Genomic DNA, 12,284 nt, shown 5'->3' with positions numbered 1-12,284 from the left:
CCGCGGCCCTTCCCCGGTTTTCGGGGGAGGGCCGCGGTGCGTTGCGGCCAACCACTGGCACCTGACCCCTGTCACGCTCACGACGTGACGCTCGGCCTGACGCCCGAAGACTCCGGCGTCAGACTTCCCGCCATGGCACGGTTTCGGGCAGCTTTCCGGTGCGCACGAATTCCTGGACGGCTGTGACCACCTGGGCGATGGGCAGCCCTGTCCCGACGGAGAAGTCGGCGTCGCCTAGCGCGGCAGGCGGGGCCGGGTCGCCGTCGGTGACGACGAATGTCGCGTCATCGGCGTATTGCAGGTAACCTCAGCCGTCGCGGATGGCGACGTCCAGCACGACGTCGTCGGTTTGGATCGACCCGCTGTCGGCCCACGGTTGCGCCAGCAGCTCGGTCAGTCGTGCCACGTCGGCGTCATTGTTGAGCGGGAGCCCTTGGCCGCCCGGTACGCCGTCGCGGAGGGTCGGGACGCTCGTGTGAAGGGTCATCGCTGCTGCTCCTCAACGCCAAGCCGTTGCGCCGTCGCGCGGCCAGGTCGTCGACGAAGGGTACGGAGGGGAGCCTACGGGCGGTTGGAAGTTGTAGGCGCTTCGTCAGAATCGACGGAGCCCCACCCCTGACACCTGTCACGGTCACGACGTGACGCTCGGCCTGCGGACCGACGCCGAAACCCCGGCAGTCTTCACCGCATGGAAACCACACAGGCCACGCGCGGGGCGCGGGACGTCGCGGCGGGGGCCGCCGTCCGGTTGAGCGGGTTGAGGAAGCACTACGGCGAGGTGCGGGCCGTCGACGGGGTCGAGCTGACGATCGCGCCGGGCGAGGTGGTGGCGCTGCTCGGGCCCAACGGGGCCGGCAAGTCCACCACCGTCGACATGATCCTGGGGCTCAGCAAGCCCGACGCGGGCGAGGTCACGGTGTTCGGCAAGACGCCGGGCGACGCGGTGCGCGCCGGGATGATCGGGGCGATGCTGCAGGGCGGGGCGCTGCTGGAGGATCTGACCGTGCGCGAGACCGTGCGCATGGTCGCGAAGCTGCACCGCACGCCGATGCCGCTCGACCAAGCGCTGCAGCGCGCAAATATCGAGGACATCGCCGATCGGCGGGCCAACAAGCTCTCCGGCGGGCAGAAGCAGCGCGTGCGCTTCGCCGTCGCGCTGGTTTCGGACCCCGACCTGCTCGTGCTCGACGAGCCGACGGCCGCCATGGACGTGGGCACGCGGCGCGAGTTCTGGAAGTCCATGTACTCCTTCACCGACAGCGGCCGCACGGTCCTGTTCGCGACGCACTACCTGGAAGAGGCCGAGGAGTTCGCCGACCGCGTGGTGCTCATGCGGGCCGGGCGCGTGGTCGCCGACGGGTCCGTCGCGCAGGTGCGGGCGCTCGCCGGCGGACGCACGATCCGGGCCGTGCTGCCCGGCGCCGGCGAGGAGACCGAGCGGCTCGTGGCGACGCTGCCCGCGGTGACCGACTTCGAGCTGCGCGGTGAGCGCGTCGCGATCTCCAGCAGCGAGTCGGACGCCACGCTGCGCGCGCTGATGGCCGCCGTGCCGGCCGTGCACGACATCGAGATCGGCGCCGTCGGCCTCGAAGGCGCGTTCCTTTCCCTGACCTCCGAAGAAAACACCGAACCGGGAGCAGCCCGATGAACCCGTCCTACCTCGCCGTCGAGATCCGGCGGCTGTTCCGCTCCATGCGGTTCCTCATCTTCGTCGTCGCCTTCCCCGTGGTGATGTTCCTGTTGCAGGCCAACGTCTTCACGAAGGCGACCGACCCGGACCACGCCGCGGTGGTGGCCGTGGTGATGGTCAACATGATGGCGTTCGGCCTCTTCGCCGCGGCGACCACCAACGGCACGCGCCTGGCCCTCGAACGCGCCAGTGGCTGGCAGCGGCAGCTGCGGCTGACCCCGCTGTCGGGTACGTCCTACCTCGGCGGCAAGGCCGTGGCGGGCATGCTCGTGGGCCTGCCCGCGCTGCTGCTGGTGCCGCTCGTGGCGATCTTCGTCGAGGGCGTGCACCTCGACGGGGCCGGCTGGCTGCGCGTGATCATGGGCCTGTGGCTCGGCACCATCCCGCTCGTGCTGCTCGGCCTGCTGATCGGCCAGATCGCGACGCCGGAGTCGATGCAGCCGATCTCCATGATCGTGATGCTCGGCATGGGCTTCCTCGGCGGCCTGTGGATCCCGCTGGAAGGCATGCCGGCGTGGATGCAGGACGTGTCGCAGCTATTGCCCACCTACTGGCTGATCGGGCTGGTGCGCCCGGCCGTGACCAACGAGCTGCTCGTGAGCTTCCCGACCGCGCTCGCGGTGCTGGCGGGCTGGGCCGTGGTCCTCGGAGCGCTCGTGATCAGGCGATACCGTAAGGACAGCGCCCGGGTCTGACCGGGACAGGAGGGAACGAACAGTGGAGCCGACGAAGGACGAGGCCTCGTCGATCGCCGTCACGAGGTTCCGGTTCGCGTTGAACGACCGGGCCTCGTGGTGGGACGACCCGATGATCGGGCACCGGGGCGGGCCCAACAAGATCGGCTGGCCGATCTTCGCGGTGCTGTTCCTGCTGCCGTTCCTGATCCCGGCCACGCACGGGCTGGTCGAGAACTCCGACCCGATGTGGGCGCGGGTGCTGATGGGCGTGCTCATCTTCGGCTACAGCGCGTGTTACGTCGTCTTCCCGGTCGTGTTCGGCAAGGAGCGGCGGGTGAAGCTCACGTTCGGCGCGGTGATGCTCGCGCTGGGCCTGCTCTCCACGCTGCTCACCGACGCCAGCCCGTACATCCTGCTCTACGCCACCGCCACGCTCGCCTTCCTCTTCCCGGCCGGCTGGGCGGCGATCCTCGACACGCTGGCGCTGGGTGCCGTGGCGATCGTGCTGGTGGCCGACGGCAGGCTCGACCAGAGCGGCGGCGACCTGATCTCCGTCGCCTCGATCACGCTGGCGATGTTCTTCATGGCCAACCTGATCCGCGCCATCCGCCGGCTGGAGCTGGCCAACCAGGAGATCGCCACGCTCGCCGTGGCCAACGAACGCCAGCGCGTGGCCCGCGACCTGCACGACCTGCTGGGCCACAGCCTCACGACGATCACTGTGAAGGCCGGCCTGGCGCGGCGGGTGCTGGAGAGCTCCGGCGACGTCGGACGCGCGGTGGAGGAGATCCGCGAGGTCGAGGGCCTCACTCGCAGCGCGCTGTCGGACGTGCGGCTGACCGTTTCCGACTACCGCGAGGTGTCGCTGGCCGCGGAACTCGCCGGGGCGCGCGCGGCGCTGCGGGCGGCGGAGATCGAGGCGGACCTGCCCTACGCCGTGGACAACGTGCTGCCGCGGCTGCAGAGCACCTTCGGATACGTGCTGCGCGAAGGGATCACCAACGTGCTGCGCCACTCCGGGGCCGGACGCGTGCGCGTGCGGCTGGGCCGGGACTGGCTGGAGATCGACGACGACGGCACCGGTGCCGAGGCCGCGCCCGGCAACGGGCTGCGCGGGCTCACCGAACGCGTCGGCGGCGTCGGGGGGACGCTGCACAGCGGGCCGCGGTCCGGGGGAGGATGGGTGGTCCGGGCGGAGGTTCCGGAACCGGAGCCGCCGGCCGTGCAGGCCGTGCGCGCCGAACCCGCGGGAGGACTTGCGTGATCCGCGTTCTGCTGGCCGACGACCAGGCGATGGTGCGAGGAGCCCTGGCCACCGTGCTCGGGCTGGAGGCCGACATCGAGGTCGTCGCGCAGGTCGGGTCGGGGGACGAGGTGCTGGCCGCAGCGAAGGAATCCGCGCCCGACGTCGCGCTGCTCGACGTGCAGATGCCCGGCAAGGACGGCCTCGCCGCGGCCGCCGTGCTGCACACCGCGCTGCCCTCGTGCCGCGTGATCATCTGCACGACCTTTGGCCGGCCCGGGTACCTGGCGCGCGCGATGGCCGCGGGCGCCGCGGGGTTCGTGGTGAAGGACGCGCCGCCGGAGCAGCTCGTGGAGGCCGTCCGGCGCGTCCACAGTGGACTGCGCGTGGTGGATCCCGCGCTGGCGGCCGAATCGCTGGCGACCGGGGCGAGCCCGCTCACCGCGCGGGAGCGCGACGTGCTCTCGACCGCGCGCGACGGCAGCACCGTCGCGGACATCGCGAAGGCGCTGTTCCTCTCGGAAGGCACTGTGCGCAACCACCTTTCGGCCGCTATCGGCAAAACGGGCGCCCGCACGCGCGCCGAGGCCGTGCGGCTGGCGGAGGAACGCGGCTGGCTCTGACGCCCGGGGTGCCTGCGCCGGAATCGCGTGCGGCTCTGAAAAGATGGCGGGCATGAGAACACCACCCACGCCTGTGAGCTGGCTGCGCCGCATTGCGTTCGGCGCGGTGCTCGTGGTGCTCGCCGTCGTCGGCGGCACGGCGTTTCGCGTGTGGCAGGTCGCGCGCGAGAACGACCGCACGCAGGCCGACGTGATCGTGGTGCTGGGGGCCGCGCAGTACAACGGCAAGCCGTCGGACATCTTCACCGCGCGGCTGGAAAAGGCACGCCAGCTCTACGACGCGGGCGTCGCGAAGACCGTGGTGACCGCCGGGGGCAAGAAGGCGGCCGACAACTTCACCGAGGCCGCGGCCGGCGCGCGGTGGCTGAACCAGCACGGCGTGCCCGCGTCGGCGACGCTGGCGGTCGGCGAGGGCAGCGACACGCTGCGGAGCCTGCGTGCCGTGGCCGACCAGGTGCAGGCGCGCGGCTGGCACACGGCGGTGCTCGTGAGCGACCCGTGGCACTCCTACCGCGCGCGGACGATGGCGTCGGACCTCGGTCTCGACGCGTGGACCGCGCCGACGCACAGCGGCCCGATCGTGCAGGAGCGCGTGACGCAGGTCCGCTACATCTTCCGCGAGACGGGCGCGCTGCTGTTCTACGAGCTCACGAAATCGCCGGCCGACGAGCTGTTCGACACCTTCATGGGCTGAACTTCCCCGGGGAATTTGTCGGTGGCCGCGCTTAAGCTGACCGGGTGAGCGACGGGTACTCCGAGTACGACCGCGCCCGGGTGCTGGCCGAGGCACCCAAGGGCGCGGCGCTGGCCGGCGCGCGGCCCGACGGGCGCAGCGACTTCGCGCGCGACCGCGCCCGGGTGCTGCATTCGGCCGCGCTGCGCCGGCTGGCGGGCAAGACGCAGGTGGTCGGCCCCGGCGAAGGGGCCGAAGTCAACGGGGCGCCGCGCACGCGGCTCACGCATTCGCTGGAGGTCGCGCAGATCGGGCGCGGCATCGCCGAGGAGCTGGGCGCCGACCCGGACCTCGTCGACACGGCCGGGCTCGCGCACGACATCGGGCACCCGCCGTTCGGGCACAACGGTGAGCAGGCGCTCGACGACGTCGCCCAGGCGTGCGGCGGGTTCGAGGGCAACGCGCAGACGTTGCGCATCCTCACGCGCCTGGAGCCGAAGTCCCTCGACGACGCCGGCGCGGCGGCGGGCCTCAACCTCACGCGCGCCTGCCTCGACGCGACCACCAAGTACCCCTGGCGGCGCCGGCCGGGGCAGCAGAAGTACGGCGTGTATGCCGACGACGTGCCCGTGTTCGAGTGGGTGCGCTCCCGGGCGCCGGGCGAGCGGCGGTGCCTCGAGGCCCAGATCATGGACTGGTCCGACGACGTGGCCTACTCCGTCCACGACGTCGAGGACGGCGTGCTGGCCGGGCGCATCTCGCTGAGCGTGCTGGCGGATCCGGACGAACGCGCGGCCGTCGCGGAGGCCGCGGCGCGGCACTTCTCCACGCTGTCGGCGTCCACTTTGGAGGGCGCGGCCAAGGAACTGCTCGACCTGCCCGTCGTGGCCGCCCTCGTCCGCACCGCCCCGGACGGTTCGCTGCGCGCGCAGGTGGCGCTGAAGCAGCTGACGAGCGAGCTAGTGGGCCGCTTCGCCTCCGCCGCGGTCACCGGCACCCGCAGCGTCTACGGCGAAGGCCCCCTGCTGCGCTACGGCGCCCGCCTCGCCGTCCCGGACCAGGTCGCGGCGGAGGTCGCGCTGCTCAAGGCCCTGGCCCTGCGCTACGTCATGAGCGACCGGCGCCGCCTCGCCATGCAGGACGGCCAGCGCGAGCTGATCGCGCAGCTGGTCGCCGCACTGCTGCGCCGCGCACCGGAGTCCCTGGACCCGCTCTTCGTGCCCCCGTGGCACGCGGCCGCCGACGACGCCGCGCGCCTGCGGGTGGTCGTCGACCAGGTTGCCTCGCTCACCGACGCGCAAGCCCACGAATGGCACCGCTGGCACGTGGGCCGGCACGTCTGACCTGCCGCTGTCTTGCTGCTTGGCGGGCGCAACGGGATGGTGACGGCTGACCGGCCACGCAGCGAACCGGCGCGCGAGCCTTGGCTTGGCTCACGGTCCGATCGCCGGCTCCCCTGCACGAGGCGCGGGCGGTGCATCGGCATGCCCGAAAGCGGCGTAGCCCGGCGCCCCTCGCCATTCCTCGGTTGCCGTGATCCCGGCGCGCCGGGATCACGCCGCGGAGCTGCTCGTGGGTACCGGTGACCTCGGGCTTGGACCAGAGCCGTCGAGCGGCCAGGAGACTGCAGCTTCGGCGAACGGGCGGCGAAGGTGTCGCCCAGGCTTCGGCTGATCGGTTCCGTGCCGCCGGAACCACCCGGTCGGGTACGGTCGCCGCATGGCCGTGGACAGCCACTTGGACTTCACGCTCGCCCTGGGACGCACCGCCGCGGCGGGTGGGGGCGACGCGTGTTTTTCGCCGTACTCAGCGGCCAGCGCGCTGGGCCTGGCGGCCCGGGCGGCGCGCGGGCGGACCGCCGAGGAGCTGCGCAAGCTCCTGGCCACCAGCGACGCCGACCTGGACGCGCACGCCACGGCGCTGCGCGACGCCGCGACGCTCGGCGACGAAGCCCAGCTGGCCGTGGCCAACACGCTGTGGGCGTCCGACGCCATCACCGTCGAGAGCGCCTTCCTCGACCAGCTCGTCACCTGGCCCGGCGGCAAAGCCGAGACCGCGCCCTTCACCACCGACCCCGAAGCCGCGCGCGGGCTGATCAATACCGACGTGGACCGGATCACCCACGGCCTGATCCCGGAGCTGCTGCCCTCGGGCACGATCAGCGCCGACACCCGCGCCAGCCTTGTCAACGCGCTCTACCTCAAGACCGCCTGGCGCCACCCGTTCCCCGACGGCGCCACGGCCCGCGCCGATTTCCACAGCCCCGGGGCCACCCGCCGGGTACCGACCATGCACCTCGAAGAGACCGTCGGCTACCACCACGCCGACGGCTGGCAGGTCGTGAGCCTGCCCGCGCAAGGCGGCGTCGAAGCCGTGGTCCTGCTCCCGGATGGCGACCTCGCACCCGCCGAAGCCGCGCTCGACACGCGGAACCTCAAGAAGCTCCTCGACGGCCCGAAGCGCCGCAAGGTGCGCCTCTCGCTGCCCAAGATCAAGCTCGACGTCCGCACCGACCTCGACGGCGCCCTCCGCGCGCTGGGCGTGCGCGAGGTGTTCACCACCGACGCCGATCTCACCGGGCTCACCGCCGCGCGCCCGCTGTGGGTCGACAGCGTGGTGCACCAGGCCGTGCTGCGACTCGACGAGCAGGGCCTCGAAGGCGCGGCCGCCACGGCGATCCAGATGCGCACGTTGTCCCTGTCCACGGCCGAGCCGCTCGAAGTCGCGGTGGACCGGCCGTTCCTCCTGCTCGTCCGGCACGCCGGCACCGGCGCGGTGTACTTCTTCGCGCGGGTGGTGCGCCCGTAGTGAGTCTTTTCCAACCGGAAGCGAGGACCGAGCTGATCCCCGCCGTTCCCGGGCCGTCCGCGCCCGCCGTCACGCCGAAGCTGCGCCCGTCGTGGGCTGACGCCGGCATCGTGGCGGCCTTTGTCGCGTTCGCCTTCATCCTGTACGGCGGGCTCTGGGGCGACCTCGGCACGGGCTACCTGTGGAACAGCGCGTCGGACCAGAACCTCTGGGAGTGGTTCTTCGACGTCACCGCGAAATCCGTGCTGCACCTGCAGAATCCGCTCAGCTCGGACCTGCAGAACTGGCCGCTCGGCGTGAACATGATGGCCAACACGGCCATGCTCGGCGTCGGGATACCGCTCACGCCGATCACGCTCGCCTTCGGCCCCACGGTCACGTGGGCCATCGCGCTCACCGGCAGCCTCGCCGGCACCGCGGCTGCTTGGTACTGGGTGTTCTCGCGCCACCTCGTGCGCCACCGCGCGGCGGCGGCGATCGGCGGCGCGGTGGCCGGGTTCGCGCCGTCGATGATCTCGCACGGCAACGCGCACCCGAACTTCGTCGCGTGGTTCGTGCTGCCGTTCCTGGCGCTCAAGGTGATCCACCTGGCGCAGGGCCGCAAGCTCGTGCGCAACGGGATCTGGCTCGGCGTGCTCACCGCGTACCAGATCTTCCTCGGCGAAGAGCCGCTGCTGATCTTCGCGCTGGGCTTCGTGATCTTCGCCGTCGCGTACCTCGCGTCGCGCCCGCGGGAGATCAAGGCGATGGTGCGGCCGCTGCTGCTCGGCGGCGGGCTGGCCGTGGTGATCACCGGCGTGCTGGTGGCTTTCCCGCTGTGGTGGCAGTTCTTCGGCCCGCAGAGCTACTCCGGCCTGGAGCACGGCCCGGTCGGCAACGACCTCGCCGCGTTCACGCGGTTCGCCACGCAGTCGATCGCCGGCCAGCCCGACGCCGCGGCCGACGTGTCGATCAACCGCACCGAGGAGAACGCGTTCTTCGGCTGGCCGCTCATCGTGCTCATGGCCGTGGTCACGATCTGGCTGTGGCGCGAGGCCGTCGCGCGCTCGCTCGCGATCGCGATGTTCCTCATGGCCTGGCTGTCGATGGGCGTCGAGCTCATGGCGGTGCACGTGGACACCGGCGTGGCCGGGCCGTGGAAGCTGCTGGCCGACCTGCCGCTGTTCGAGTCGCTGCTGGAGTCGCGCCTGGCGATGGCGTGCGTGCCCGCGATCGGTGCGCTGCTGGCGATCGCCACCGAGCGCGTGTTCGCGACGGCCGAGACCCTGCCGGACCCGGAAGAGGGCAAGCACCGGCTGCCCCTGCGCCTGCTCTGGGTGGGCGCGGTGATCGCAGTGCTCCTCCCGATCGCGCCGACGCAGCTGCTGGTCAAGGACCGCCCGCCCACGCCGGCCTTCTTCGCCGACGGCACCTGGCGCACCTACGTCGCCCCTGGCGGCACCGTGGTGCCCGTCCCGCTGCCCGGCTCGGGCGAGTCGGAGCCGCTGCACTGGCAGATGGACGCCGGCCTGGGCTACGCGATGCCCGAGGGCTACTTCGTCGGCCCGAGCGGCCCCGACGACAAACGCGGCCGCTACGGCTCCTACCAGGTCCCCACGTCCACCCTCCTCGACCGCGTCCGCGACTCCGGCGAGGTCCAGCCCGTCACCGACGCCGACCGCGACCAGACGATCAAGGACCTGCGCTACTGGAACGCCAGCGTGCTCGTCCTCATCCCGCGCGAGCACGCCGACGCCTACCGCGCCACCGTCGAGCTGCTGCTGCGCAAACCCGCGCAGTTCGTCGACGGGGTGTGGATCTGGGACGTGCGGGCGGTCACGGCCCGCCGCTAGCTGATGGCCCAGTACCCGCGCCCGTGCTGTGGGCACCTGGTGTTCGAGGAACCGCCGGGCTCTCATGCGATCTGCGCCGTGTGTTTCTGGGAAGACGACGCGATCCAGCTGCGGTGGCCCGCCGAGGCTGGCGCCAAGTCGATCCCGCCGTCGACGCTGACGGCCGCTGTCACATCCGCGCGGCCCGTCTCGTTCCTCCGTCAGCACCGACGAAGAGGAGACGACCATGCCCCGCATCCCGGCGAAGCGCACCACCGAGGCCGGCCCGCTGCTGAAGCTGATCTACCGGTTCGCCGGGAAGCGCTTCGGCGCCGTGCCCGAGCCGATGGCCGTGGTGGCCCACAACCCCGGGCTGCTGCGCGCGACCGTGGTCCACGAGCTGATGGCCGAGAAGGCGTCGAAGCGGCTGCCCGCCAACGTGCGCGAGCTGGCGGTGTACCGCGTCGCCACGCGGATCGGGTGCTCGTGGTGCGTGGACTTCGGCACGATGCTGCAGCGCCACGAAGGCCTCGACATCGAGCGGCTGCGCCACATCGACGACTACGCGACCTCACCCGCGTTCTCCCGCACCGAGCGGCTGGCCGTGGCCTACGCCGACGCCATGTCGGGGGCGCAGGTGAGCGTGACCGACGAGCAGGTGGCCGAGCTCGAAGCCGAGTTCGGCCGCGCCGGCGTGCTGGAGCTGACATACCAGATCGCGCTCGAGAACTCCCGCGCGCGCATGAACAGCGCGCTCGGCATCGTCGACCAGGGCTTCACCTCGGGCGACGCGTGCCGGGTGCCGATGCCGTGACCGCCAGGTGTCCCGGCCCGGCAATTCGAGTGCCCGCTCCGGCCTGAAGGTGTTTCATCACCACCGTGGCCGTCGAACTGAGCACACCGGACGCCGGCCGGCTCGGCGACGTCGTCCGCGCCCTTCGCGCCTGGCAGCGCGACACCGCGCCGATCCAGCTGCACCCGGGCGACCTGGGCTGGCACTGGCAGTTCGGCGCGGACGCGATGGCGGCGGCGGTGCGGACCTGGAGCCGGGACGGACAGCTGCTGGCCATCGGGTTCCTGGACGGTCCCGACGTGGTTCGGATGACTGTCTCGCCCCCGGCCTGGCGCGAGGAGGAGCTGGCTCACCAGGTCGTCGCGGACGTGTCCGAACCACGACGTGGCGTCCTGCCGGCGGGAAAGGCCTCCGTCGAGGCACCGGACGGCACCCGGGTGCAGGAGATGTTGTCCGAGGTCGGCTGGAGCGCCGGCGAGCCGTGGACGCCGCTGCGCCGCGACCTCACTGCGCCGGTGGACCAATCGGGTCTGCGGGTCGAGGTCGTCGGGCTCGGGCAGGAGTCCGAGTTCACCGCCGTCCACCGGTCGGCGTGGGGCCGCCCGCGGTTCACCGACGAGCTGTGGCGCGCGATGACGGCCGGGCTGCCGTACACCGACGCACGATGTCTGCTCGCCCGCGACGGCCAAGGGGTTCCGGTGGCGGGGGTGACGATCTGGTCGGCCGGTCCGGGGAAGCCGGGGTTGCTCGAACCGATGGGCGTCCACGCCGACCATCGCGGGCGCGGCTACGGCCGGATGATCTGCGTCGCCGCGGCGGCCGAGCTCAATAAGCTGGGTTCGTCGAGCGCGCTGGTCTGCACCCCGAGCTCCCGTGCCGCCGCCGTCGCCACCTATGAGTCGGCCGGTTTCCGGCGCCTTCCCGAGCGGCTGGACCGAACGCGAGGCGCCTGAAGCCCGATGACGCTCAGTCGCTCGAGTTCGCCGACCCGGGACGCGTGATGTGCGTGAGCTTGTCGGGGTTCACGATGTCGTAGATGGCCACGATGCGGCCGTCGCGCAGGCTCATGGACTGCACGTGCTCGTCGACGGAGAGGAACCCGTCGTGCCCGGGCATCGGCGGGAGCCAGAGGCCGAGGTCGCCGTTGACGAGGATCGGGGCGCCGCGGCTGATCACGCCGGGCTCGTATTTCTGGATCAGGCCCAGGAAGAAGCGCGACAGCTTGTCGGCGCCCACCATGATCTGGCGTGTGGTGCGGCCCTTGCCGTCGGAGTCGCCGATGAGCACGACGTCCGGGTGCAGCACCTCCGCCATCGCCCGGATGTCGCCGGCCAGCAGTGCGGTCACGAACTTCTCCAGCACCTGCTGCTGCTCCGTGAGCTCGGCGCGCGGCGGCGGGTCGGCGCTCTCGAGCGCGCGCCGGGCCCGGGAGCCGTGCTGGCGGGCGGCGTCGGGGGAGCAGCCGAGGATCCCGGCGATCTCCGCGAACGGCACGGAGAACGCGTCGTGCAGCACGAACGCCACGCGCTGCTCGGGCGTGAGCTTGTCGAGCACCACGAGCGCGGCCATGCGGATGCCGTCGTCGCGCACGGCTGCGTCGAGCGGATCCTCGCTCACCGGCGCGCCGAACGGCGTCACGATCGGCTCGGGCAGCCACTGTCCCACGTACTGCTCGCGCCGCGCGGGCGCCGAGCGCAGCCGGTCGAGGCAGATGCGGCCGACGACGGTGGTCAGCCAGGCCCGCAGGTCGCGGATGCCGGCGCGCCCGGCGTCGTCGAGCGCGGCCAGGCGCAGCCACGCTTCCTGCACGGCGTCTTCCGCGTCCGAGCGGGTGCTCGTGAGCCGGTAGGCCACCCCGATCAGGTGGCCGCGGTGAGCGGCGAACTCCGCAGCGAGGTCGTCGAGTGCCGTCGGTGTGCGCATGAGGCCGAGTGTGCCGCAAAGCCACCGGGGAGGGAGAACTATT

13 protein-coding genes and 1 pseudogene are annotated in these 12,284 nt (G+C 72.1%); 11 read left to right on the top strand and 3 right to left on the bottom strand.

All coding sequences use genetic code 11. The features are described from left to right. Nucleotides 1-118 precede the first annotated feature (118 nt). Nucleotides 119-301 carry an Imm1 family immunity protein gene (locus AB0383_RS24200; RefSeq protein ID WP_366188635.1) on the bottom strand — a complete coding sequence of 61 codons (183 nt, stop codon included), beginning with the start codon at nucleotides 299-301 and terminating at the stop codon, nucleotides 119-121. Between the two features lie 6 nt (nucleotides 302-307). Beyond that, a complete protein-coding gene (locus AB0383_RS24195; RefSeq protein WP_366188605.1) occupies nucleotides 308-487 on the bottom strand; it encodes a hypothetical protein in 180 nt (59 codons plus the stop codon). Between the two features lie 201 nt (nucleotides 488-688). Between AB0383_RS24195 and AB0383_RS24190 the strand changes: the two genes are divergently transcribed. From AB0383_RS24190 to AB0383_RS24140, 11 genes and pseudogenes are all read left to right on the top strand, one after another. Continuing rightward, a complete protein-coding gene (locus tag AB0383_RS24190; RefSeq protein WP_366188604.1) occupies nucleotides 689-1,648 on the top strand; it encodes an ABC transporter ATP-binding protein in 960 nt (319 codons plus the stop codon). Beyond that, nucleotides 1,645-2,385, top strand: a complete 741-nt coding sequence (locus AB0383_RS24185) for an ABC transporter permease (RefSeq protein ID WP_354874136.1) — start codon at nucleotides 1,645-1,647, stop codon at nucleotides 2,383-2,385. Before AB0383_RS24190 ends, AB0383_RS24185 begins: the two co-directional genes overlap by 4 nt. 22 nt (nucleotides 2,386-2,407) lie before the next feature. Beyond that, the gene (locus AB0383_RS24180; RefSeq protein WP_366188603.1) at nucleotides 2,408-3,631 is read left to right on the top strand and encodes a histidine kinase; all 1,224 of its coding nucleotides are present in this window, start codon (nucleotides 2,408-2,410) and stop codon (nucleotides 3,629-3,631) included. Beyond that, on the top strand, nucleotides 3,628-4,233 hold the full coding sequence (locus AB0383_RS24175; protein ID WP_366188602.1) for a response regulator transcription factor: 606 nt from the start codon (nucleotides 3,628-3,630) through the stop codon (nucleotides 4,231-4,233). The genes AB0383_RS24180 and AB0383_RS24175 overlap by 4 nt, the downstream gene beginning before the upstream one ends. Nucleotides 4,234-4,285: 52 nt before the next feature. Continuing rightward, the gene (locus AB0383_RS24170; RefSeq protein ID WP_364172819.1) at nucleotides 4,286-4,927 is read left to right on the top strand and encodes a YdcF family protein; all 642 of its coding nucleotides are present in this window, start codon (nucleotides 4,286-4,288) and stop codon (nucleotides 4,925-4,927) included. A 44-nt stretch (nucleotides 4,928-4,971) separates the two neighbouring features. Then, a complete protein-coding gene (locus tag AB0383_RS24165) occupies nucleotides 4,972-6,249 on the top strand; it encodes a deoxyguanosinetriphosphate triphosphohydrolase (protein ID WP_366188601.1) in 1,278 nt (425 codons plus the stop codon). Between the two features lie 376 nt (nucleotides 6,250-6,625). Further along, nucleotides 6,626-7,714, top strand: a complete 1,089-nt coding sequence (locus AB0383_RS24160) for a serpin family protein (RefSeq protein ID WP_366188600.1) — start codon at nucleotides 6,626-6,628, stop codon at nucleotides 7,712-7,714. Between the two features lie 35 nt (nucleotides 7,715-7,749). After that, nucleotides 7,750-9,546 (top strand): glycosyl transferase, encoded by a 1,797-nt coding sequence (locus AB0383_RS24155; RefSeq protein WP_364173487.1) that lies wholly within the window; start codon nucleotides 7,750-7,752, stop codon nucleotides 9,544-9,546. 3 nt (nucleotides 9,547-9,549) lie between these two features. Beyond that, a pseudogene (locus AB0383_RS24150) lies at nucleotides 9,550-9,666 on the top strand (CPCC family cysteine-rich protein); the annotation flags it as partial. A 106-nt stretch (nucleotides 9,667-9,772) separates the two neighbouring features. Then, nucleotides 9,773-10,339: a carboxymuconolactone decarboxylase family protein gene (locus AB0383_RS24145; RefSeq protein ID WP_364172808.1), complete on the top strand. Its 567-nt coding sequence runs from the start codon at nucleotides 9,773-9,775 to the stop codon at nucleotides 10,337-10,339. A gap of 65 nt (nucleotides 10,340-10,404) precedes the next feature. Beyond that, nucleotides 10,405-11,271, top strand: coding sequence for a GNAT family N-acetyltransferase (locus AB0383_RS24140; RefSeq protein ID WP_366188599.1), 867 nt, complete (start codon nucleotides 10,405-10,407; stop codon nucleotides 11,269-11,271). Between the two features lie 13 nt (nucleotides 11,272-11,284). On the opposite strand, the gene AB0383_RS24135 is transcribed toward AB0383_RS24140, so the two are convergent. Further along, on the bottom strand, nucleotides 11,285-12,241 hold the full coding sequence (locus tag AB0383_RS24135; protein ID WP_364172803.1) for a sigma-70 family RNA polymerase sigma factor: 957 nt from the start codon (nucleotides 12,239-12,241) through the stop codon (nucleotides 11,285-11,287). Nucleotides 12,242-12,284 lie beyond the last annotated feature (43 nt).

This window comes from Amycolatopsis sp. NPDC051373 (assembly GCF_040689465.1).
Classification (GTDB): domain Bacteria; phylum Actinomycetota; class Actinomycetes; order Mycobacteriales; family Pseudonocardiaceae; genus Amycolatopsis.
The sequence above is the reverse complement of the archived record's forward strand: the minus strand, read 5'-3'. Positions and strand labels throughout refer to the sequence as shown.